Origin of the sequence: Natronobacterium gregoryi SP2 (assembly GCF_000230715.2) — an archaeon.
Lineage (GTDB): Archaea > Halobacteriota > Halobacteria > Halobacteriales > Natrialbaceae > Natronobacterium > Natronobacterium gregoryi.
The window spans coordinates 167,306-190,356 of record NC_019792.1 but is presented as its reverse complement, the minus strand read 5'-3'; the positions used below and the strand labels follow the sequence as shown (position 1 = coordinate 190,356).

22 protein-coding genes and 1 pseudogene are annotated in these 23,051 nt (G+C 57.5%); 11 read left to right on the top strand and 12 right to left on the bottom strand.

Annotated features, from left to right (window positions below):
• Positions 1 to 72 precede the first annotated feature (72 nt).
• The 3 genes from NATGR_RS00880 to NATGR_RS00870 form a co-directional block, all read right to left on the bottom strand.
• Positions 73 to 606: an Rrf2 family transcriptional regulator gene (locus NATGR_RS00880; protein ID WP_005579987.1), complete on the bottom strand. Its 534-nt coding sequence runs from the start codon at positions 604 to 606 to the stop codon at positions 73 to 75.
• A gap of 401 nt (positions 607 to 1,007) precedes the next feature.
• Positions 1,008 to 1,940 carry a ZIP family metal transporter gene (locus tag NATGR_RS00875; protein ID WP_005579986.1) on the bottom strand — a complete coding sequence of 311 codons (933 nt, stop codon included), beginning with the start codon at positions 1,938 to 1,940 and terminating at the stop codon, positions 1,008 to 1,010.
• Between the two features lie 131 nt (positions 1,941 to 2,071).
• Positions 2,072 to 2,752: a metal-dependent transcriptional regulator gene (locus tag NATGR_RS00870; RefSeq protein ID WP_005579984.1), complete on the bottom strand. Its 681-nt coding sequence runs from the start codon at positions 2,750 to 2,752 to the stop codon at positions 2,072 to 2,074.
• 342 nt (positions 2,753 to 3,094) lie between these two features.
• Here NATGR_RS00870 and NATGR_RS00865 point away from each other — a divergent pair, with 342 nt between their 5' ends.
• Entirely contained in the window at positions 3,095 to 4,252 is a 1,158-nt protein-coding gene (locus NATGR_RS00865) for an NAD(P)/FAD-dependent oxidoreductase (protein ID WP_005579982.1), read from the top strand.
• Positions 4,253 to 4,422: 170 nt separating this feature from the next.
• On the opposite strand, the gene NATGR_RS00860 is transcribed toward NATGR_RS00865, so the two are convergent.
• Entirely contained in the window at positions 4,423 to 4,950 is a 528-nt protein-coding gene (locus tag NATGR_RS00860; protein ID WP_015233198.1) for an acyltransferase, read from the bottom strand.
• A gap of 49 nt (positions 4,951 to 4,999) precedes the next feature.
• Entirely contained in the window at positions 5,000 to 5,821 is an 822-nt protein-coding gene (locus NATGR_RS00855) for an Nmad3 family putative nucleotide modification protein (protein WP_005579979.1), read from the bottom strand.
• Positions 5,822 to 5,954: 133 nt separating this feature from the next.
• Between NATGR_RS00855 and NATGR_RS00850 the strand changes: the two genes are divergently transcribed.
• Entirely contained in the window at positions 5,955 to 6,155 is a 201-nt protein-coding gene (locus NATGR_RS00850) for a hypothetical protein (protein ID WP_005579978.1), read from the top strand.
• Between the two features lie 556 nt (positions 6,156 to 6,711).
• Here the strand turns inward: NATGR_RS00850 and NATGR_RS00845 are convergent.
• The 3 genes from NATGR_RS00845 to NATGR_RS00835 are packed head-to-tail and all read right to left on the bottom strand — an operon-like array spanning position 6,712 to position 8,751.
• Positions 6,712 to 7,797, bottom strand: coding sequence for a tyrosine-type recombinase/integrase (locus NATGR_RS00845; protein ID WP_005579977.1), 1,086 nt, complete (start codon positions 7,795 to 7,797; stop codon positions 6,712 to 6,714).
• Positions 7,794 to 8,285, bottom strand: coding sequence for a hypothetical protein (locus tag NATGR_RS00840; RefSeq protein WP_015233197.1), 492 nt, complete (start codon positions 8,283 to 8,285; stop codon positions 7,794 to 7,796). The genes NATGR_RS00845 and NATGR_RS00840 overlap by 4 nt, the downstream gene beginning before the upstream one ends.
• Positions 8,278 to 8,751, bottom strand: coding sequence for a helix-turn-helix transcriptional regulator (locus tag NATGR_RS00835; protein ID WP_005579975.1), 474 nt, complete (start codon positions 8,749 to 8,751; stop codon positions 8,278 to 8,280). Before NATGR_RS00835 ends, NATGR_RS00840 begins: the two co-directional genes overlap by 8 nt.
• A gap of 404 nt (positions 8,752 to 9,155) precedes the next feature.
• On the opposite strand from NATGR_RS00835, the gene NATGR_RS00830 reads away from it, so the two are divergent.
• Positions 9,156 to 9,467, top strand: coding sequence for a helix-turn-helix domain-containing protein (locus tag NATGR_RS00830; RefSeq protein ID WP_049887760.1), 312 nt, complete (start codon positions 9,156 to 9,158; stop codon positions 9,465 to 9,467).
• Positions 9,468 to 9,845: 378 nt separating this feature from the next.
• The gene (locus tag NATGR_RS00820) at positions 9,846 to 10,394 is read left to right on the top strand and encodes a PH domain-containing protein (RefSeq protein ID WP_005579973.1); all 549 of its coding nucleotides are present in this window, start codon (positions 9,846 to 9,848) and stop codon (positions 10,392 to 10,394) included.
• A gap of 107 nt (positions 10,395 to 10,501) precedes the next feature.
• Here the strand turns inward: NATGR_RS00820 and NATGR_RS00815 are convergent, their stop codons facing one another.
• The 3 genes and pseudogenes from NATGR_RS00815 to NATGR_RS00805 form a co-directional block, all read right to left on the bottom strand.
• Positions 10,502 to 11,776: an IS4 family transposase gene (locus NATGR_RS00815; RefSeq protein WP_015233195.1), complete on the bottom strand. Its 1,275-nt coding sequence runs from the start codon at positions 11,774 to 11,776 to the stop codon at positions 10,502 to 10,504.
• A gap of 82 nt (positions 11,777 to 11,858) precedes the next feature.
• A pseudogene (locus tag NATGR_RS00810) lies at positions 11,859 to 12,821 on the bottom strand (transposase).
• 236 nt (positions 12,822 to 13,057) lie between these two features.
• The gene (locus NATGR_RS00805; RefSeq protein WP_005579969.1) at positions 13,058 to 14,248 is read right to left on the bottom strand and encodes a hypothetical protein; all 1,191 of its coding nucleotides are present in this window, start codon (positions 14,246 to 14,248) and stop codon (positions 13,058 to 13,060) included.
• A gap of 188 nt (positions 14,249 to 14,436) precedes the next feature.
• Between NATGR_RS00805 and NATGR_RS00800 the strand changes: the two genes are divergently transcribed.
• Positions 14,437 to 15,648 carry a DNA cytosine methyltransferase gene (locus tag NATGR_RS00800; RefSeq protein ID WP_015233194.1) on the top strand — a complete coding sequence of 404 codons (1,212 nt, stop codon included), beginning with the start codon at positions 14,437 to 14,439 and terminating at the stop codon, positions 15,646 to 15,648.
• Positions 15,649 to 15,674: 26 nt separating this feature from the next.
• Here the strand turns inward: NATGR_RS00800 and NATGR_RS00795 are convergent, their stop codons facing one another.
• Positions 15,675 to 15,869, bottom strand: coding sequence for a hypothetical protein (locus NATGR_RS00795; protein WP_005579965.1), 195 nt, complete (start codon positions 15,867 to 15,869; stop codon positions 15,675 to 15,677).
• Between the two features lie 113 nt (positions 15,870 to 15,982).
• Between NATGR_RS00795 and NATGR_RS00790 the strand changes: the two genes are divergently transcribed.
• The 6 genes from NATGR_RS00790 (at position 15,983) to NATGR_RS00765 (ending at position 22,967) form a co-directional block, all read left to right on the top strand.
• The gene (locus NATGR_RS00790; protein ID WP_005579964.1) at positions 15,983 to 16,183 is read left to right on the top strand and encodes a hypothetical protein; all 201 of its coding nucleotides are present in this window, start codon (positions 15,983 to 15,985) and stop codon (positions 16,181 to 16,183) included.
• Between the two features lie 2 nt (positions 16,184 to 16,185).
• The gene (locus tag NATGR_RS00785) at positions 16,186 to 16,776 is read left to right on the top strand and encodes a PGF-CTERM sorting domain-containing protein (protein WP_005579963.1); all 591 of its coding nucleotides are present in this window, start codon (positions 16,186 to 16,188) and stop codon (positions 16,774 to 16,776) included.
• A gap of 804 nt (positions 16,777 to 17,580) precedes the next feature.
• Positions 17,581 to 19,428 carry a hypothetical protein gene (locus NATGR_RS00780; RefSeq protein ID WP_231990810.1) on the top strand — a complete coding sequence of 616 codons (1,848 nt, stop codon included), beginning with the start codon at positions 17,581 to 17,583 and terminating at the stop codon, positions 19,426 to 19,428.
• Between the two features lie 218 nt (positions 19,429 to 19,646).
• Positions 19,647 to 21,032: a hypothetical protein gene (locus NATGR_RS00775; RefSeq protein WP_005579961.1), complete on the top strand. Its 1,386-nt coding sequence runs from the start codon at positions 19,647 to 19,649 to the stop codon at positions 21,030 to 21,032.
• A complete protein-coding gene (locus NATGR_RS00770) occupies positions 21,029 to 22,138 on the top strand; it encodes a hypothetical protein (RefSeq protein WP_005579960.1) in 1,110 nt (369 codons plus the stop codon). Before NATGR_RS00775 ends, NATGR_RS00770 begins: the two co-directional genes overlap by 4 nt.
• 19 nt (positions 22,139 to 22,157) lie before the next feature.
• Complete coding sequence (locus NATGR_RS00765; protein WP_005579959.1) at positions 22,158 to 22,967, top strand: hypothetical protein; 810 nt, start codon at positions 22,158 to 22,160, stop codon at positions 22,965 to 22,967.
• Positions 22,968 to 23,051 lie beyond the last annotated feature (84 nt).

The following is a 23,051-nucleotide window of genomic DNA, read 5'->3' as shown; positions in this document are numbered from 1 at the left end:
TTCAGTTTTCGAGAGAAGAGAGACGTGACATCTACGCGAGTAGTCGACCGTCCCGAGTCGAATCGAGACTGATCAGTGTTCGGGTTCTTCGGCCGGTGCGGTCATGCTCTCGATTCGCAGGATGAGGATGTTGTTCGTGTCGTCCGTTCCGTCGACCCGACCGTCGATGACGAGTTTCGACAGCGGCGTCGGTCCGACGGTGACGGCATCGTCCTCGGAGACATCGTCGATGGTCCCTTGCATGTGGACCTCCGCTCGACAGAGTTCGGGATGGTGAACACTCGAGAGATCGATCTCTTCGACGATGACACCGTCGATGAGGTCGCCCTCGTGCTCGAGGGGGATGGTGGCGGGGTCGTCCATCTGCTGGATCTCGAGGGCTTCGTACGCTGCGGCGGTTGGTTTGTAGCCGCCTTTGGGGCCGGGGACACCTTCGACGAGTTGGAGAGCTTTGAGACTCTGCATCTGGTTGCGGATCGTTCCGGGGTTTCGGTCGACCTGGTCGGCGATGTCCTCGCCCTTGATGGCATCCTCCGAGTCCTTGTGGAGGTTAGTTAGTGCACGAAGGATTTTCTTTTGACTCGGTGTCAATTCGATTGACGACATAGTGAACTGTTCGTAGTTGTATTCCTTAAACCCGGCGGGTGAGAAGCGCCGTTTTCCCCGGAATTTCAACGTTCGTCCCGAAAATCCCGAGAAGTTCGGGGCCGCCAATCGTGGGAAGTAGTCGCAGATCACAGACGGATTACTGTAACTAGTATCGTCCCAACCGTCGACTGACGGGTCGAATCGAGCCACACCGACAGATTCGACCCATCAGTGTAGGCTTGGCCCGCCACTAGTAGCGTCCCAAGTCTACTCTAACTAGTGCGCTGTACTTCTGACCGAGAATCGTGATCGGTTTGAGCCAACTCTCAACTAGTCGGTCCACACTTGGGGCAGTACTAGTACTGCCAATCGTCAGAACGGAGTTGGCGATCGGCGGTACTCGACTACAGTAAACCGTATCAAGCCGGGACGAGCCAGCCTTCGAGTAGGACCTCGGTGAGGACGTCCTCGAGGAGGAACATCAGGACGAAGCCGACGAAGAACGTGAACGTGTTCGTCGGGGTAGCGACGGCTTCGGCGTCGAATCGGATGAGGTCTGCGACCTCGATCAGCACCTGCAGGATGGCACCGATCGCGATGCCGAAAAACAGGGCAGCGAGTACGTCCGACTGGGCGAAACTGCCGATCCAGCCGCCGAGGATGACGGGACCGCCGGCGATGATGCCCATCGCCGCGAAGTGTCGCAGCGGCGGCGTCTCCCGGTCCCGGGCCACCGCGGCGACGACCGTCGGTCCTTCCATCACGTTGTGCATCACGAAAGCAAGGACCAACAACATGACCAGCGAAGCGTCACCCTGGACGTAGGCGACACCAATGCCGAGTCCTTCGCCGATGCTGTGCAGCCCAAGCGCGAGCGCGACGAGATAGGCGATCTCCAGACCACTCTTCTCGACGTCGGCCATCTTGCGCTGACGCCACCGGCTCGCGAGGTACATGACTGCGAACGTGGCTGTGACACCGCCAGCACCGAGCGCGAGCGCAAGCGACGTACTCTCGGCTGCACCGGCGTGTTCGAAGACGTCTTCGGTCATCTCGAGAGCAATGAACGCGAGCACACCGGCCGCGAGTGCCATGAACGCGTGGAGATACCGCGGTTCGAGCTCGCGAATGAACGGGAACCAAAGCATCCCGATCACGACGGGGATGATCCCTGCGATCGAACCGATTACGGTCAGCATCCAGATTATCTCGAGCGTGCTCGCCTCGTCGACGCCGGAGAGATCACCGAACGGTGAGGTGAAATACAGGAGACCGAACACTGCCGTCAGGACGACCACGGGACCGACCGCGAGCATCCACCGCGGCAGATCGTATATCGCCCGATCACCCATCGAAGTCGACACCTCCGAACGGAGTAGATAGCTTACCCATTACTCGTGTTTAGATGCCTCTAAACTTATCCCTTTTCACTAGACTCTCCGTTAGAGTCGCTCTAAACAACGAGATTAGAGGAGAGAGCCAGTTACTGCTCGAGTTGGGCAGGCTGAGCGACGCGGACGTGGTGGGCGACGTGGTCGGGAAGAGACACGGGGTCGTCAGCCCCACTCGAACGAGCGGTCACCATTCCGAACGGGGCGACCTCGAGTATCTCGAGTTCGACGCCTGGTTCGACGCCGTGATCGGCGAGATAGGAGAGGATCTCTGGATCGCGGTCAGCGACCTCTTCGACGACGACTGTCTCGCCTTCTTCGAACTCCGAGACCGGCTCGCCCTCCGGCCGGTCCGGTGGCTCGAGTTCGGGGCTCGGAATCGGCGAGCCGTGTGGATCGACCTCCGGTTCGCCGAGTGCGTCGGCGACCCGAGCTTCGAAGTCCTCGCTAATATGATGTTCGAGGCGGTCGGCCTCTGCGTGAACTTCCGACCAGTCGTAATCCAGATGTTCGGTGAGATACGCCTCGAGCAGTCGGTGATGCCGAACGACCTCCAGCGCGACGGTCTCTCCCTCGTCGGTAAGGGTAACGCCGCGGTACTTTTCGCGGTCGACGAGGCCGCGCTCCTCGAGTTTGTCGAGCATGCTGGTGACGGTTGGCGACGTGACCTCCAGTTCCTCGGCGATTTCGGAGGTCTTGATTCGGTCCTCTGTCCCCCGCTGGAGCTGATAGATCGCCTTGAGATAATCTTCCATCACGTCGCTCAGCATCATAGGTCGGGTTTAGAGTCGTCTAACCCTAAAACTATCGCACCCAGGAGCCGCCGGCTCGATACCGTCACTGTCACGTCGGCCGCGTCGCGTGCAGACGTTCCGATCGCCGTCGGGGTGGAACCGGCCGTACAGACCGGCCCGACTGGCAATCGGCGGGTACGCGCGGCGACCGCCATCCGAGACGACCGACCGGCTCGTCACCGTTTTCACGGAATCGAATGCGAACAATCACGATTAGTCGTGGCTACCTCTCGAGAACGTCACGTCATTGTGCATTGTGACCGTTCGACAGTTTGTGATGTTTCCAACACCTTTGTATTGGAGTATTCCTGAAAGGACTGTATGACCGACAACGTCGTCGTGCTCGGAGCGGGGTACGCTGGTGCGGGTGCTGTCGTCGAGTTGCAGTCCAAACTCGATAGTGATGCCCAACTGACGTGGATCGCCGACGTGGACTATCACCTCCTCTTACACGAGGTCCACCGTGTAGTCCGTGATCCCAACGTCCAATCCGACATCGTGTTCCCGGTCGACCAGATCGCAGATCCGTCGACCCAGTTCATTCAGGCCACGGTCACTGGACTCGACGTCGACGAACGAGTCGTCGAACTCGACGACGCAGACGACGTCGAATACGATTACGTCGTCGTCGCCCTCGGTACCCAGACCGCATTCTACGGCATTCCCGGCCTCGAAGAACACGCCCTGACGCTCAAGAGCCTGAACGACGCTCTTGAGATTCACGAGACGGTCACCGAGGCTAGCAAAGACGCAACACGTAGCGACCCTGCACAGGTCGTCGTCGGCGGTGCCGGCCTCTCTGGAATCCAGGTCGCTGGCGAAGTTGCCGAATTCCGAGACAACCACCGCGCTCCGATCGATGTCCACCTCGTCGAAGCTCTCGACGAAATCTTCCCATCTGGCAACGAGAAAGCCCGACAGTACCTGCGTGAGTTGCTCGAGGAGGCTGGCATCCAAATCCACACGGGCGACCCCATCACGGAGGCCGACGCCGAGCAAATCACGTTCGACGAAGGCAAGCCACTCGAGTACGACGTTCTCGTCTGGACTGGCGGGATCACTGGTCGTGATGCACTCGCGGACGCGGAACTCGAGAACGAACACAACCGCGTCACCACGGAAGCGAACTTTCAGACCTCCGACGAGCGCGTGTTCGCTCTCGGTGACGCGGCGCTTATCGACCAGGGTGACCAGCCTGCACCACCGACTTCACAGGCTGCCTGGCAGGCTGCGAAGGTCGTCGGCGACAACGTCGTTCGGGAAATGGAGAATCGCCCGCTCAAAACCTGGGAACACAACGACAAAGGAACCGCTATCTCCGTCGGCCACGACGCCGTCGCCACCGGCGTGGACGTCTTGCCAGTCGTCGACACCTTCGACGGATTCCCGGCCAAGCAACTAAAGAAGCTAACTGGTGCCATCTGGATCGCAAACGTCACCTCCTGGAACGAAGCGAGAAAGTCCTGGAAATCACTGTAACCGACCCGACCGCCCGGGACAAAACTGTTGCGAGTCGGTCTCGACCGCCGATTCGTAACCAACTACTCATACGGAGCGCTGGTAGTTACTCCCGGTAGATCACGGCTCGTCCGATCCTGCAATTGCGCCGGGAAGTCGGTACAGCATCCGTCCCGTGCTGCGACCCGTGACTACTCGCTCCCAGCCGAATCGTCTGCACCCATCGGCGAGGCTGGTACACCCGCGACAGTGGTTCCAGATGGCACGTCTCTCGTCACCAGCGAGTTAGCTGCCACTCGCGCGTCGGCACCGATTTCCACACCCGGCAGTACGATCGCACCGGCCCCAATCATCGCCCGCTCACCGACGACGACCTCGCCCGTGCGGTACTCGTCCTGGAGAAACTCGTGACAGAGTAACGTCACGTCGTACCCAACGATCACATCCTTCTCGAGCGTGATCAGTTCCGGCCAGAAGACGTCCGGCGTCGCCTCGAGCCCCCAGGAGACGCCGGACCCGACGCTGACGCCGATTCGGCGCAAGGCCCATCGCCGCAATCGCAGGCTCGGCGAGATTCGGGCAAGCCACACCAATACGTAGTTGTACGCGACTCGCAGCGGATTCTTCGCGTCCGTCCAGTGTGCAAGCGAGTTCCGTGGGCCGGATGTCGGGTGGCGATTCACACGATCGTGTCTGGAATGAGGGCGATCGTCCGTCACTCTCGGAGAGTTCGACCTATCACTACAAGAAACTGACTGGGTCGCCTGATCACTCGTCGGCCGAAACCGACTCCAATAGCTCGCCCAAACGGTCGCCCGGCACTCCGACACGGTCGACGAACTCGTCACTTGACAGTTCACAGCGGTAGGCTGGCTTGAACATCATGTTCTCGCCACCGGCAGTGACGTTCCAGCCGTCTCCAATCTCGTCGCGGAGGTAGTACTGCGGCCGCTCGTTCCCCGGCTTCACGTAGTACTCACTGAGTCGGATCGGGTGGCGGTCGAAGAGTCCACCCGGCTCGCGGCCGGCGACGATCACGACCGTCTTCTCGAGATAGAGGTCGCCGTCACGTACCCGCTTTGCGTGTGCGTTGTCGGAGTGAGTCTCGAGGATGGCTGCCCGTTCGTCGGGCGGCGTTTCAGGAGTGACGACGTCGACTGCGTCGACCGTGAAGTAGCCGATCAGATAGCGATGGGCGCGGTCACCTTCGGGACGGCGTAGTCCGGCGTAGAAGCCGACGACATCTCCAGGACCGAGTGCCCGTAGCCGGGAGACGTAGCCACTCGTGCGATGTTCACCGTAGGTGAGCGTCTCGAAGTTGGGATCGCGATGGAGCGGCCAGGACTCGAGGTCGTCGCCGGTGACGACTCGCTCGTCTTCCTGAATCGGCTGTGGCTTGATCCGCGTCGTGAGATCGGCCGCAGTACGATCGTCGTTGCGGAACTTCCAGGAACCGAGCGTTTCGGACTCGGTTGTTTCCCGGGTTTTCTCAGGGATCGGAACGTACTCGAACTGTCCGTCGTCGTACAATGGCCCTAACGCGCCGAGGTTAGTGCTGTCGGCACCGATCCCTGCGAGAACGACCGTCATGTGCACTGGATGCGACGGCCGGTGAATAAATCCCCCGATACCGTAGACTCCCTCGAGCCGCCGAATGTCGTCGCTCGCGACCGATCACGAAACTTGAAAAACGTTGATGAAGCCCGGCAGTTTAGGGAGATCGATGGGTGAGCAACCGCAGCGGGCCGCAGCGATCTGTACGGAGTGTGGAAACGCCCTCGCAGTCCAGGTGTGGTCTGATGGATCGATCCGACCGATCGGGACCGGCGTGGAGTGTTCCTGTGGCTGTGAGACGTTCGAAGTGCTCGAAAGTAGCGTGTCCGTCCCCAGTCCAGACGACGAACGCGAACGCTCCGAAATCTAAGACCGCGTGAAACCCTCTCGAAGCGGCCACAGCTGCCGATATCCGAGGACCAACACACGCTACTTCGCAGTTCGAACCGGTCGCCAAAACGACGACCAGGCCTTGCCGACCAGCACACCAGCCCGCCCACCCTGTTAGAACCAGCGACTTTGAACGACGCCATCTACCGGGACGTAGAGTCACTGCGTGATCAGCACCGCACACCGGCATGCAGTCGTCAGATTCGACGGCAACGGAACTCGCAGCGATAATCCGAGACTGATCATACAGTGTCCCGCGGTCGGCAGATCGGTCCGAATTAGAATTCTTGACATCGGCAAGCTGATTCATTACTGCCGCATGTGCTCGGGGACGAGAGAAAGAATCAGACTCAGTGTCTGTAGGTCTGTCAAACTCTACCAGTTCACCCGCTCCCCGTATTTGCTCGTAAGAACGCCCCGAGAAATTTGGAACAACACGACCTTTCGATATCGAATTTCACCAGTTAGATAATTCGAAGTGGGACCGCCGAGCGCGACGATTCGAGCGGTACGCACAATATGCCGGATGGGGCTGCTCATTCTGGGTCCTCCGCGAGAAAGTCTCGGCGCGACTGCATCCGCCGGATCGGGTCGGGGTGGTCGTAGTGCTCCCTGATCACTTCAGGGGTAGCGTTCACTCGCTCTGCGACGACTTCAGGCGGCCAGCCTTCGTCTCGCATGTGCGTTACCGCACCAGTTCGAATCGGATGCGGTGACCGACTCGAGGGACACCTGGATTCGAACCCGTGTTTCAATGCCTCGCACGTCTCCGGGTTACGGTCGTGGGGGCACGACCCGAACCGACAGGGCTGGGTAAGGATGTAGATCTCACGGCGAATGCTCGCCTTCGAAACTCGCCCGCGATCCCCTTTCTCGGTCGCGAACAGCGGCCGACGGTCGTTTTCATCGTCGCGTTCGACCCGATTCACGTCGATGTACTCCTGCACGCAATCGGCAACTTCTTGCGAGAGTGCAACAGGGCGTTCACCCGCCTGCTTGTTCTTCAGCGGCGTCCCCTCCCGATGGCGGAAGTAGACGAACGGCGGGTCGACGTTCTCGAGTGCCTCGTGATCTATGTCGTCCTGGTGGCGAAGTCGCTCGAGGTCGTCCTGTTCGAAGAAACAGTCGTCCAGGTCGAGTGCCCGGAGCCCACCGAGGCGACACCCCGTGTGCCACAGCAGTTCGAACATCGCCTGTCGGCGGGATGCCCGCTTGTATCGGTGCAATTCCGCACGAATCGTCTCGGCTCGCTCGGCAGAGAGCAGCTCGTCGTTCACTCGGTCGGCCAGTTCGACAGACGGCACTTCGACTTTCGCCGGGAGTTCGTTCGGCACTGCGTCGAGTCGGGCACAGAAGCGAATGAACAGCTTCAGCGTCCCGAGTTGCGTGTTCAACGTAGCGACTGACAGCCCCTTACTCCGGCGGCTCGAGTCGAATCGGAAGATGTCACGGCTCGTGAGGTCATTGAGATTGTCGATTCCCTCGTCTTCACACCACTGAACGAACGATTCCATCCGATAACGGTAACTCTCAAGTGTCGCGTCCGCTCGTGTGGCCTCGAGACGATCGATCCACATGTCGAGTGCTTCGTCGGGCGCAAGTGGCTCGAGATCGTCGCTCATGCGTCACCTCCGTCGTTGGCAAAGAGGCTCTCCTCGAGTGGGACGAACTCGTAGAAGACGGCGTTCGCCATGCCGTAGCCGATCTCTGCAGGCGAGGTGTCGAACCGCGGGAATCCATCACGGGCGTACCGGAGTCCGTCGTCGGTTCGGCGGTGATCGGCGTAGAACGGCACCTCGTCGCCATCGAAGTGAAGCCGAAGGATGCGTTCTTCGGTGATCGCGTCGATTGCCTGCTCGGCAGCTCCGTTACCGTAGACGGCGTACGGCCTCCGACGTTCGACATCGTCTCGTTCGGGCTGAATGGCCGGATTGCGGTTCGTCCCGTCTCCCTCGAGACCGTTCGTGTTGTTACCCCCACTGGTCTCGGGGTGGACGGGTTCGACCGCTTCGCCACAGATGAGACACGTCGCTTCGTCGCCGTCTCGCTCGGCGAGTACGTAGCCGTCGACGGTCGGACACAGGCCCGTCACGCGGGCTTCGTCACTCATCGAAACCACCGTCCGTAGCTGCGACCTGAAGCCCACAGGCGTCGGCGCGTCGGTAGATACTCTCCTCGAGCATCGCTGCAGCCGCAGTTGTCAACGTGTAGCTGTTCGTCCGACCGTCAATGTCGTCGCGCTCGAGGAGATCGTCGTCGACGAGCGCATCGAGGTTCTGGTACAGCCGCCCGTGGAGAACCTCGCCGTACTGCGGCTCAAGGCGTTCCTTGATCGCAAGACCGTAGGAATCGTCGTCGGTGCGCTCGAGCTGGGCGATCGCCTCGAGCACGTCACGCTGGAAACCGGTGAGGTCGCCCCACGCGGTGCCGCCGTCGGCGATGAGTTCGGGTTCCGCTTCGTACCCTTCCGCCAGCTCGTCCGAACAGTCGTGACAGACGTAGCCGTCGGGCGTGACGACTTCTTTGAGGTTGTCGCAGCCGGGCGTGTCGCAGGAGTAGAGGCCGTAGTCGCCCATCTTAGGCCACCTCCTCCCCGTCCCGAGTGACTACGTGGTCGTCAATCGCGCAACCAGTACACACTGGTTCGTCGCGTTGGACGTCGTAGCCGTCCGCTCGAGCGCCGCAGCTACACCGAGCGTCAGACCTATTTGTGGGTGATGCCTCTTGCCGTGCGTGGGGCGTACGCCCCACGGAAGTTCCGTAGTTCATGACCTGATCCACGGAGCTACCTTCTGGGTGGCGTGCCAGCGCCGCCCGTCTTCACCTGCCAACAAGAGCCATCTTCAGCCCAACTGACAGCTCCGTACCACTCATAATGAATTAGCTATACAAAAATGTATCGCTAAATCATATCTGACTCAGATAGACAGAGTCAACTAATTCCTGAATAATAGGTTGATCTATCCTGTAGTGTATTACAATGAGGCAGTCGGGAACGTGGATGACGATCTGGGACGATCGCATTCTCGAGATTATCCGTGAGGAAGATGCGGGGCGTGTCGGCGATCTCGCTGAACGGGATGGAATACGCATCTCTCAACCGTCCGTCTCTCGTCGATGTCAGAAACTCGCCGAACATGGCCTCCTTAGACCCCTCGGAAACGGTGTTTACACCATCACCGACCGAGGGAAGGCCTATCTCGACGAGGAATATGATGCTGAAAATGAAGTCTACCTGAACGAGAACGGCTCGATAAGTGGTCCTACTGCAAGTGAGACCTCTGAAACGTAATGAATCGAAAGCCCGCCCGCTGGATGTGTACTCTCGACGAACGAATACTCGAACACTTAGCAGAGGACACCTGGTCGACACCACGGCACATCTCTCGTACTATCAAGTTTCATGCAACACGTAGGCGGATCAAAGAGCGATGTCAGTTGCTTGTTCAAGTCGGCTTGATCGCTCCCGTTGTCGAAGACAGCAATATGTACGAGATAACCCATCAAGGAGAAGAGTACCTCGAAGGTGAACTTGATGTCGAAAACCATCCGAAACCTTCCGTAGGTGTCCCTCATAACTGAGTGTCTGTTCAGATAACATCCGACCCCACTGTTATCAACATTAATAATAACCATAAGTATGATTTTGTGACGACAGGTATAGCCTTTAATGGGAACTCAGCAGCAATATAGTAGGCTCGAGTCCTTCATTGATTCTAACGAAACTACAATAGACGGTTATCAAACCCAGTCGGAAGCGGGTGTATTGACGAATAGACAGCTGATATCGCTCAAGACGACAGGCAGAGACAATAGCAAGACAACCGTCAATTCGGTATATCTTGATCAGGTCAGTAGAGCAAAAATCGAACATCAAAAGACACCCGATGTGGATCAGGAGAGGCTTGCGTATGGAATAGTCTCATTGTTTCTCGCCATCATCTCCTTCGCTCTTATTGGACAGTTCGACAGTAACATCGTAGAAGTCACTCTCGTCATGGTCGGGGTCTGTGTGGGGCTTGTTGGAATAGCGTTGTTCATAGAAGCATATGACACACCAGACGACAGTGTATATATCGAACTACAAACGCCAGACGGCGAACCCGTCTGGAAACGGCGTCTCGGTGGAAATCAATTAGAGTTTGCTGAGAAACTTTCGAGGACAGTCAGTAATGCACACGACCCCTCGAATCAAATCGCTCAGAAGATTGGAACATAGAGCGTGTCATAGACTCAATTTCAGAGCTTCTCACAGCCCGGTTCGTTTCCTCGCTCGTAGTTGGTGATTGCAACAACGAGCCGGAGACATAGAGTATTCGTCTTTAGCTAAGACTCACACCTCGGTTGCGTAGCGGTAGCGAGCGTCTCTTGTAACACTGGGCGTTGCTGGTGGATCTTCTGTGCGTCGTCGATCAGTCGGTCAAGCAGCGGTGGCGGCGAGTAGCCAAGATATTCGCCAAGTTCGTGGAGGATGAGCTGGGCGTGCGACCGGAAGGTCGCCGCCCAGCGTTCCGGCGGAAACACGATCTCACCGTCCGCCTGTTCGGTGACCAGATCGAGCAATTCACGACTCACGAGCAGTGACAGCAACGCCGCGTACAGCAGAATTTCGACAACATGCTTCTTTGTCGTGTCGAACTCGTCCAGTTCGTACTGCGTCTTCAACTCCCGAAACAGCAACTCCACCTCCCACCGACACCGATAGATCGTCCCTAGATTCGACGGCAGGAACTCCTCTCTCGGGAGATTCGTGATGTACAGGTGGTAGTCGTCGGCGTCCTCTTTGCGGACGCCGACGACGCGAAACCGCTTCGTATCGCGTGACTGCGTTCCTCCGTACGGTCTTCGGTCGAACTCGGCTTCGACTTCCACGTCGATGTACTCGCGGTGCAGATCATCCACAACATCGTGGATCTGCTCACCTTCCAAGGGAATGGCGCGCCCGCGCCATTCCCGTAATTCCTCCGTTACGACCGGATTTGCGCTCTCTTTCAGCCGACTCACGAAGTAGCCGTCGTTCTCATCGATCAACGCGAAGCGGCGGTACTTGAAGTAGGCTCGGTCGAACAGAACGAGCCGATCTTCGAGCCACGATCCTGTGTGAAACAACGTGCTGTCGTGCGTTTTCTCGTCAGTCACGTCGAGACGTTCTATCGTCTGCTCAGTGGCATTGTGGAGCAGGTGGAGCTTCGCTCCAGCCTGCTCCTCCTTGCGAGCTTCGTACTCATCGGCAAGGAACTCGTGCAACCGCAGGACGGTTCCATCAGCGATCATCACGTCCTTGAATCGGTCGATATCGGCGTCAACAGTGTCAGGGACAGCGACCTCGTCGAGGCCACGCTCGACGAGGTCGCGGAAGTACTCTGCGGGAGACGGCGTCAACCGGTGATAGAAGCCGCCGGGAGAGATCGTCTCATCAGCTGTCGAGTTGTAGCTGCGTCTGAAGCCAGCGAGTGTTCGGCTTTCGCCTGCGGCGAAGCCGAACACGAATGCCCAGACGAGGGCAGGGATCTGGAGCTTGCGGTCGCGTTCGATCACGCCGAGTTCCTCGGCGTGCTCTTCGAGGAACTCAGAGGGAAACAGTGTAGTGAGCCGACGCATAATCCGAGATGAGGAGGCATTGGTGGACACAGCCGTTGCCTCCTCATTCCTCTCGAAAAGATGTCTCGATAAGCCGCTGCTGTCACGTGGTTCTTCGCTTAGCTAAAGACGGATAGAAACATAGAGTAAGGAACACCTCTGTTCGTGCGTGGACGCGGCCTCGGGCGCGAACGTGCCCGAGGCCGCAGTCCTTGACTGCATCGTTGGTTCGTTCGACTCCTGTCCGGTTGTTGTACGTCTCATCCAAGATGGACTGCTTCAGCTGAACGTCCTCGCTGTGTTCCTCGATGCGGTCTTCGACCCTGTACTCGATGTCTTTCGGGTCGTCAGTGTTTCGCGGGTTGTACGGAGCGATTGGCACGACCCCTGCAGCCAGCAGGTGGTCGTGCCAATCGAGAATGTCGTAGGCGCTGTCTCCAAGCATCCAGATCGGTGTATCGACGGCGAGCGCGTCACGGGTGACGCGCATCACCGTCTCTTAGTCTGCTTGTTTGGCCGGTGTAAACTCCGCTGCTATCGGGATCTTTGCGCCGGTTGAGACGATCGTACAGCCGAAGCCGTAGTAGTGTTCTTCGGCTGTTGGATCGTAGTTCCACGACGCAGCGTCGTTGTACTGGATCGCTTCGATGTGGGTCGAATCGATGGAGTAGGTGGAGTCGAGCAGGCCGCGGGCGGCGGCCTGCTCGACAAGCCTATCGAAGACATCGTCAATGACGTGTTCAAGGTCGGTGAGAAACCGGTCAATCGTGTCTCTGGATGGTGGTTTGTTGAGTCCGCAGTAGAACCAGACGAGGCCGTGCTGGAGTTCTCGTGCAACCGGACGTGTGCCGTAGATGTCCTTGTAGTAGCAGTGTAGAAAGCCGCGAAAGAGGTCTGGCGACTGGTGAACTCGTGTTCGCCCCCGCTTCGAGGGGGCGAACACGTCGTAGTCCAGCAGAAACTCGAACTCAAGGTGCTCGAACAGCGGTACTGTTTCGGTAGCCGCGACATTCAAGAAGTCGTCTACCGAAGTTACGTCTTGCAGGGGTGCGCTTGTGTTGGACACACTTCGCGCACCCTGCTGCTTCGTACGTGACGCTTTCTATGACACGCTCACATAACCAATCGTAGCTCAAAGAGTTCCTTCACACCACAGTTTACTCTGTCCCGAGGACTGAATAAAAAGCATTCAACACAACATAATCTTGCACTCTTGCACTTAGGAAAACAGATTCTCACGTCGAAAATACACGGTATACTGATTGTTTTAACTAAATACTGTAATTTCTTTCAACAAGAGTACTAACTACTGCCATCTTCTCCATCAAGGTGGGCTAATGCTGAATTATTTGGATCGACATTCTTCACAAATCGTAACAACCGTCGAGTGGCTGTCGGATTCTCTTCAATATGCTCGAGAAAGTGGACCATTCCCTGCAGAGCGAGGTTCTGCTTGTGGTAGTCCCAAGTTCGAAGTTGAATCGTGAGATCCTTGTCGGTGATCACCTTCACGTCCTCCTCTTGCAGAATTTCTCGAGCCTCTTTTTCGACCTCTTTACAGACTGCGATCGAGATTGTCGTCGATCGCTCGGCCAACTTCATCATCGTTCCGAGCTCGGTATCGATATCGTCCTCGTCGATAATTCGATCTTTGGCTTCGATCGATATCATTAGATCTGGCCCGTGATACCCGTCTATGTCACCGAACCGGTGTTGACGTGAAGAGCCTGTTCGAACGCTACTCGCACGCAGTGAGAGGTGCGGCCACTCCGCCGTTGCGTATCCATACACCATTGCCTGATAGGCCAATCCCCCCATCTCATTGTCGTGCTTGCGCTCGTAGTTGTTCAATATCTCAAGGAATGGCTGTGAGAAGGCGGGTTCTCGTTTTGGATAGTCTTTCGACTGTAGGCAATCAAGCCCAAGTTCGATAATCCGCTCCGCGGATTCACGACGTCCCGATTGAGAGAGAGAAAATGCCGATTCAAGGATTTCGATGTGGTCGCGCCAATTCCCGGTATAGTGACCAGGAGCATTCGGGAAATTAGTCCGGTTCATCGTTTGATGGAAAAAGTCGCCGATATCGTTAATCCGGCCCCGGATTCCGACTTCCTGATCGTTGTCTCTGAGCGTGAGGGTGTCTATATTCTGGTCGGTCCGATAGTCAATTCCTTTTTGTTCGTATCTGGGCTGAATGTCGTCTTCCCAGTCAAGTCCGGGGTTAAATTCGTCAAGCCAGGGATCTTCCTGTGAGAGATCTTCAACAGAGAGAACGAAACACAGTGCCAGTCCCAAATAGCCCTTTCCGCGCTCGTCGTAGATGTTTCTCGTTCGATCAACGACTGACTTGATCTCTTCAGCCTCATCAATCGAGGATTCTTCCGTTTCTTCTTCATCAAAAGAAGAAAGACGTTGATTGTGATCCCGATCAAAGTATTTTGAGAGAAACTCCTCAATTCGCTCTTGCTCGTCGTCAGTGATATCAGCACTCATATCGATAGTATCAATTCTAACAGTATTGGTCCAAATTCGCTGCCCGTTTTGCGATTGAGACGAAACCGTTGTCCATAATGTATATCTCAGTAATACATCTGACAAAGAACTTTCTATCGAAATAGAACTTTCCGCGACACTAATGCGAGGCAAATGATTAAATATGGTTAGGCAGCAGTCTCCAATAGATGGCTGAACGGAATCTTACCTACGTTGATCTATTTGCCGGCGCAGGAGGACTCTCTATCGGATTAGAGAAGGCTGGGTTCGAATTAGTGCACGCAGTTGAGGTTGATGAAGACGCACGGTCCACATTCGCGAGAAATCGAGACGGCATGTCTCCGGACGATATCACCGGAGATATCCGTGACGTTGACAATCACGAGATCATTGACCTCGTCGACCAGAGATCTATTGACCTAGTGGCGGGTGGTCCTCCCTGCCAGGGATTTTCAGAGGTCGTGAGTCCCGACGGGTCTGACGATCGAAACCACCTCTTTACAAATTTCATCAGCTGGGTTAATGAGCTTGAGCCGAAAGCCGCTCTCTTCGAGAACGTCCGTGGAATCCAGAACACTGCTGGTGGGAAGTTCCTAGAAGCCGTCGAGAAGTCCTTCGATCTTATCGGGTACGACGTGACTCATAGAGTTATCAACTCATCCGATTTCGGTGTTCCTCAACACCGTCGTCGACTCGTCGCGATCGCAACGAGAAAAGATGTCCGTGAGCATCCGTTTGACGGGTTCGAACTGAACCCTGTAGAAACTCCAGGTGTAATGGATGGTATCGGCGATCTTCCCGAAGTTGGACCCGGTGAAGAGATTACCGAGTACGATACAGAACCCCGAACTCTCCTCCAAAAAGATCTCCGAAACGGCAGTGACGAACTGAGTCATCACATTGCTGCGAGCCATTCACAGGATATGGTCGAAATGATCTCTCACATCCCTGATGGTGGGAACCGGACGGCTATCCCCGACGAGTTGCAACCTTCGTCAGGCTATCATAATTCTTATTCTCGTCTCAAGTCAGACGAACCAGCAGTTGCGATAACCTCAAATATGTCGAAGCCCTCGAGCGCAAGGTGTATTCACCCATTCCAAGATCGTGGACTTACGCCACGTGAGGGCGCGAGATTACAAACTTTTCCTGATACGTACCGTTTCGATGGCGGACTTGTCTCAGTCCGGCAGCAGATCGGGAACGCAGTTCCCCCATACCTCGGCGAGGCCCTTGGCTACTATTTGAGGGAGAGCGTCTACAACGACGAACTTACTGAAGGAGACAGAGAACGAATCTACGAATTACGGTGTGGAGCGATGACTCCAGAAAAATTCAACGAGAAACGGTCAGAGATCGGGGGCTATGCTAAGCAGGCGACACTCGATTTCGCGAACTAAAATACTATTGTTTGTTCGGTTAGGTTCTAATTCACACCTACGTCAATTCCTTCGACCCGCTCGAGAGTCCATTCCCCATCTCCATCGTGCCGGATGTGGACGTGGTGTTCATTCTTCAGCTCGCCGTTCTCGTCCAGGAGCCCCTCGACACGAAGATCGTCTTTCGGGAGCGTGATCCCGTATGAATTCCGGTCCAACTGACGGATTTTGTTCAGCGCCATGTTCGGGGCGGCAACCCGCCTTGGCATAAAGGTTGGTGACTATCTGTTTTACCAAGGTATTGCCAGCGATTGGCCCAGGTTTTCGTGGGGTAGCGTCGGAGCCCCGGACGCGTATGGCAAACTCGACACCCCAACTGATCGTTTCGGGCGTACTGGCGCTATTCACCATCCTCTGGCTCCCGTACGCCCTGATGGACTGGACGCTGTTCGAAGCCGTCGGGTCCGACTACGGGATCATGCTGGCGACGCTGGCGTTTCTGCTCGGCGTCTACGACATCGCAGAGACCGGCGGACTCGTGGAGTACCCCTCGTAACGATGCAGGTCGTTGATAACCTACGGGCGACCGGCTCGGAGGACAACCGCACAACCACCCGAATCGCGGGCTACCTCCTCGCGACGATCGCCGTACTCGGCCTGCTCGCGTTCCTCTCAATCGGCCTGGTCGCCGTCGGCGCTGCCGAAGAAACCGACGACGGCCCCGAACAGTATCTCGAGGAGAACGTCACCAAGGAAAGCAGCGACGACCCCCTCGAGATTGAGGTTGCGTTCGCAGCGGACTTCGACGACAGCGAACTCGAGGTCGCGGAAGCCGACGTGATCTGGTACGACGCCGACGAGTACGCGAACGCAAGCGACGACGCCGAGGTAGTCGAGTCGGCTGTGATCGACGGCGAAGAGGGGCAGACTCTCGCCGAGACCTTCGATCGAAACGATTACGGCTCGCTCGAGTTCGGCGACGAGTACGCGGTTGTTGTCGACGGCGACGACTATATCGACGACGTGGCGCGTCTCGACGGTGGCTTCGTCGGCGGGATCGGTGGCGCGGATGGCTCGCCTGGCTTCGGCGTCGTCGTGGCGATCGCGGCGCTGGCCGCTGCCGTCGGCCTGGCTGCTCGAGGACAGTAGCCCAATGATCTGACTTCCCACAATTTTCGCAAAACAATGAGTAACAACGCTCTTGAAGATCTGAACGACCGAACCGGTATCGATTCCGAACTAACGCGGCGGGATGCAATGAGGGCTGCGGCCGTGGCTGGCGTGACTGTCGGACTGTCTGGAACAGCGACGGCCGACGATGACGACGATGACGACGATCGGCCTGTCGGACTTATCGAGAGTCTGCGTGGTGTCGGGTCGGAGTATGATGCGACGGACCCGGTATTGTGGTCGTTTGCGAATGCGGCCGGACCAGTCGTTATCGATGTTGATCGTGATCCGACCGCTGATATGGTGAGCATGCACGGCACTGCGATGCTTGCCCGCGAGTGGTGGGGCAATGCCTCCAATATCCTGCTGTCGAACCGGCTCGAGGACATGGGGATGACGGCGAATATTGAGGCTCGGTCCCAGTTAGCCGATTCGTGGGAGGACGGTCGATCCACCACTGAGACGTACAACGACGTGCTCGTTGCGATTGACGAGTTCTACAATACGTCCGCTCGCAACGCGACGGCAACGAAAGTCGCGTCGCTCTCTCAACTGGGTTCGATCTCCGACGTTGCTCGGGATGGTGATAACGACGTGTCAGAGACGTTCATCTCGTGGGTCGTCACTGAGTCGGACTACTCGGGGGACGCAAGTCACGAGGAGAGTTATCTGACTGGCGAGCTGGTCGAGACGTCGATCACGCTTCCCAGCGGTGCCGAATACGAGTTCAACTCGCCCGAGTTCGTCCACAAGTGGGATAACGGCGACGAACTCCGGGTTACGATGTCCGATGAGTTGCTGAATCACTACGATAGTGATGAGCGCGAGTTCGTCGACGTTGAGACCGACGACGGAGAGACGGCGACCTTCGGCGGCGCGATCATAGTCGAGAACGTGCCGGATACTGATCTCGGCAGCGAGACGGTTGGTATCCTCTATGACTGGGCGGACATGCTCGATGAGATCGAGTCCGGCGCGGACGACGTGAAGGCGTCGTATGACGTGGATTTGATCGATATTCTGTTCGACGCCCTGGACGACGGATTGATCGATCCATCCGATCTCCGGGGCATCGAGGGTCTGGCCGAGCATCTGAGCGGGTCGACGGATGCGACCGAAAGCCGGTATCAGATGGCGCTTCTGTCGACCCTCGGCCTCGAGCGTGCCGACCTCGAAGACGTTGCGTCCATGACGCTGGACTACGACGGATATACCGATATTACCGTTTCTCGTGAAAACTTCGGCGTAATGTCGTCGATTGTCGATCGGGACGAAACTGAGATTGAGGGCCAACTATTCACCGAGACAGGCCCCGATACGACGCTTTCTACGGGTTCGAAGTACCTGACGAACCCGTTGATTGCCGGTCGTGTTGATGGCGAGTTTCAACTGACTACGCTGACGAATACCTGGACACCGCTTCGTGACCCCGACCTTACTCCAAGAGCGGCGTCAGTTCACCCCGATCTCGAAGCTGTTGCTGTAACTGATAGCTCGGGAGCGTTCGTCTACGACTTCGAAAGTGGAGAGAAAGAACAGCTTACCAGTGAAGGGTGTGCGGATATTGCGTTCTCCCCGAACGGCCAGTACGTTGCTGTTTCCTTCACTGAAAGCGGACATGACGAACACGAAGGGATCAAAGTCTACGACTTCGAAGACGATTTGAACACCACCGCAAGCTACGAAGGCGACAACAGCGAAGGCGAGGCACTGGCTTGGGGGGATAACAAGCACGTCTTCCAAACTGCTACGGACACGGCGAGTCTGTCTAGCTCGGACGAGACATCTATCTTCTTCGTCCATGCAGAAGATGGTATTCAGTGGACTCGTGAAGCGTACGGAGACTACAATACTGGTGAAAACAGCCCGCGTGGTATTGCGGCAACTGGAAAGCATGAACGCCTCTACTACGGTGAAACCGGAGAGGTAGAGCTTGCTGCGTGGGACTACGACGGCGATCGACTCGACGACTTCGAAAGTGACCTCGAGCCTGACGGGTTTGTTCTGTCGGAAGATGAGACGGAACTGATCTGCCTAAAGGATAATACGCTGATCCATATTGATGGCGAGACTGGCGAAGAACTCGAAGAAGTGTCGATCGACGTTGAAGCCGAGTTGGTTAACATAGTGGATACGGTACGAAATGAAGCAGTGCTTGCTAACGCTGAAGAAGAAGGCCTCTTTCTCGTGGACATCCTCGATGGCTCCACGACGAAAGTTGCTGATACTGTAGTTGAAAACTACTACTTTGAAGAAGGGTTCGCTGTTGAAAGCGAAGACTGGGTAGACGGTGTTCTCTACCGTCCTACTGCCTTCGATGCACCATCTGGTGACACGATCGACCTCCGGCATGGAGTCGTCGAGATCACCGAAATGACCGATCGTGACGGAGACGTACTTGACGACGACTACGAAGCCGACTGGGACCGCCCGCAGTACGACACCTACGATCCGAGTGAGTTCCAGGAGTATCTGGATCGTGTCGCTGAAGAGCACGAGGAGGCGTTGGCCGACGACGATGACGGTATGGGCGGTATCGGAGCCGGCGATGACGATTCAGACGCTATCCTGTATGGGCTGATTGCTCTGGGCGCGGCGTTCCTGGCGGCGATCGGCCTGGGGGGCGACTGACCGTGTTGCCGCTATTGCGGGTGATCGACGTGAAGGCGATCGTCGTCACGGCGCTGATAGTTGTCGGCCTGTATCTCGTTCTCGTCGAGGACGGAGCCGGCGCAGCGATCGTCTCGGAAATGCTCGCCGAACTCTCCCCGTTCTAACCATCAATGTTTTCCAGGTCTAGATCCACGACGACGAACGGTGACTTACCAACGAAGCGACTCGTCCTGTTCTTGGTCGTCCTGGCCGTCGCGGCCGTGGCGATCGTCGCGGCCTCGAGTGGCGCGGTCGTAGCCGACGATGGGAACGAAACTGCTGCAGAGAACGCAATCATTCACGACTTTGCTGGATCAGACGTTGTGCTGCGGGACGTGACCTTCGACGGCGACCGAGCCTACGTCACGGTCGACGCCGATAGCTCCGAGACCGTCACCGTCTCGGACGCTGGCAAAGCCGGACAGGGACAGTTCGACGTCGCGACGACCACAGTCTCCGACGAGGAAACCATCGAGATTCGGATTCAAGACGACGAAATCGTGACGATCGGAACGCCTCAGGACGGCTACCAGTACACGGGTGACGTGGGGCTACTGACGATCATCCAGCACGAACCGACGACTGTTTTGCTCCAGTGGGCGGCCGTCTCCGGCATGATCGGGCCGGTCATCGCATTGTCGATGATCGTCACAAATCTCCGGCGTAAGCACTCGAACACGTACAAAGAGCTAACCAGCGAAGAGCGCATCAAAGTCGAGAAAGATCCCGTCGACGGCTTCGTTGATAAGATCAAGCGAACCATCGCCGAGAATCGGACGCTCTTCGTGTTCCTGGGCATACTGACGATGTACTTCTCGTTCTGGTTCGTCGGCCGCGTCCCTGGACCGGTCGGTATCTGGAACGGGATGAGTGACGCCATGCGGGTGATCACAGTCGGTGCGCTCCTGACGTGTCTGCTGTCGATCGTCCCCGTCTACATGCTCGCCCGCCGGCTCTGGAACCCCGAACGCGAGTTCGTCGTCTCCTGTGATGCACGGGACGTAATCGAAGAGGCACTGGGCGCTGACGGCGGCCTCGCCGAGATGGTCGAAGCCGTCGAGGACATGAAAGAGGGAGACGACCAGGACGGCGAGAGCTACGGGATTGCGATCTACAGCGGTGCTCCGGATCGGATCGCCGATATGACCGTCGACGGCGGCATGACCGACTCGAAAGCACCCGGTGGTCCGTGCCACTTCGTCCAGGACTTCAACCCAGCGAAAAACGAGGCGACCGGCACCTGGCCCGGCGTTGCTGACGACATCGAACTCATCTCCGAGCGGTCGAAGATCGACGGCAACCGCGAGATTCTGCGCGACGAGAGCAAGATGCTCCGCTCGCTGCTCTCGGCCATGCCCGCGATCTCGATCGCCAGCGACACCGGAGCCGCCCGATCGGTCGACCGCGAACTGCGCCAGGCACTCACCGTCGACGAGTCACCGACCGACAACATCCTCGAGCGAGCAGCCAGTGGCACTCGCTTCGAAGGCTACTGGAGTGACAGCGACGAGGAGACCGTCGAATACGAAGAGTTCGACGAGTCGGACGACGAAGCCACCGAGAAGGAGAGTCCAGACCAATGAGTTCGGGAGGATACGACGCAGCCGACTTAGCCGACCAGATTCGAGAGGGTGACGTCAATGCCTCGATCGACGCCGTACTCTCCGACCAGGAGTCGATCGGCAACCTGATCCTCGCAGCGGAACGCGCTGACCTCGAGCAGGACACGTCACCGCTGGTCCAGCTCGTCTCCCGCTCGAGTCAGACCGACATGCTCCGGAAGGCACGCCAGAAAGGTCACGTGCCGTCGATGAATGCGGCGACAGGGTTGAGTGAGCAACGGATCGACGCGACCGGCTACACGCGACTTATCAACGCCTGCAAACCGGCAGCCCAACAGATCCTCCTCAAAGGACAGAAAGGGACTGGGAAGACGGTCGCAGCCCTCGATATCGGTCGACGGCTACACGCCGAGTTCGACGAGGAACTCTCCATTGCGACCAACATCAAAGGCCCCGACGAACAGGACGACGTCACGTTCGTCGAGACGATGAGCGAAATGCTCGAGTGGGTCCGGGATACGCCGGGAGAGAAGTTGGTAATCGGTGACGAGTGGAGTACGACGATGAACGCTCACGCCAATCCCGGCGGGCAGGTTCGCCAGACAGTCAGTCGGTTTATCAACGCACTTCGGAAGGGCAAGGGTGGATCGACGCGCTTGCTCGTCATCGGCCACGAGCACGACACCGACATTGCGGCGATTCTGCGGACCCAGAGCGACGTCGTGATTCAGAAAGACGGGAAAGCCGACGAGGGGATGGCCGACCTCGCGACCGTCTACGACGGCTGGCAAGACTACCTCGAGGACGACCACTGGTTCAAACTCCGGGGTCTTCAGGACGTTCCGGAATCGTCGGTGTGGGGTGCGGATACGAACTACTTCGCTCACTTCGAGATCGACCTGGACAACCCACACGAGCAGATCCGACGCGGGAGACTCGTCGACCACTGGGAAGAGCTACAGGACGATACGGACAACGAGAACGGCGAGAGCAGCGAGGTAGTCTGCCGTGGGGTCAAGAGCGACGGTGACGACTGCAACGCTCTCACGAGCCACGAGAGCGGCTTCTGCAAGTACCACCGAGACCAGTGGGACGGCGACACCGACCCGCGACTCGAGGACGACTGACACCACCAGCTTACCAACGATGGGGACCATCATTACGCGCCGAGTGAACGGCTCAGGACCGTACGCATACCGAGTAGAATACTCCGACGGCAGCCATCACTGGGAATACCTTGGGCCAGTCGGCAAGGTTGACCCGGACGACCTCGAGGACCACGAGGTAGCACAACTACGGGACGAAGGCTTCGGACTCGCCCGATTCCGGAACACCCAACGCCACGAGTTCGCCGACCGCGACGTCGCGAACGCGATCCGCGACCAGCTCGACGACGACGAACTCGCACCGACCGACGATCGACGAGAGGCGACGATCGTCTTGGCAGAAGACGCCAGTTTGTCAACTCAAACGCTCGTCTCCGGGAAAGCAGCTGACTCGCGGGCCGACGCGGGAGGATACGGGCAAGAGCCACTGACCGACTCCGAACGCAACCGAATCGACTTCACGAAAACGAACGTCATGCACGCTCGAGCGGCCAAGGCCGCTATTCAGGACGAAGGTATCGACGACTGGATGGCGATCTACGACCACCGACTCGAGCCCGAAGAACACGTGAATCTGGCCCAACGGAATCGCGAGTCGATTCAGGGCGAACGGCTGGACGAAGACGACACAGACGCCGCCGAAGACGAACGTATCGCGGTACTCGAGCAAGCCGAAAGCCAAGCGGAGCAGCGGGCTCGTGAAGCATGTGAAGAAGGCCACGAAGAAGCCTGCGACGAACTCCGGAATATGGGCTGGTCCGACGATGAGATTCGTGAACTCGAACAGTATGCCGATGCTCAGGACTTCGCGCGAGTCGTTGTCGACGAGAAAGCGACAGCGGCAAACTGATCATTTGGAGCCAGTGAAATCCTTTCCATTGAGTAATACGGTTATCGGAAGTCCGGTGGAAAATCGAAAAGACGTGGTGGATCG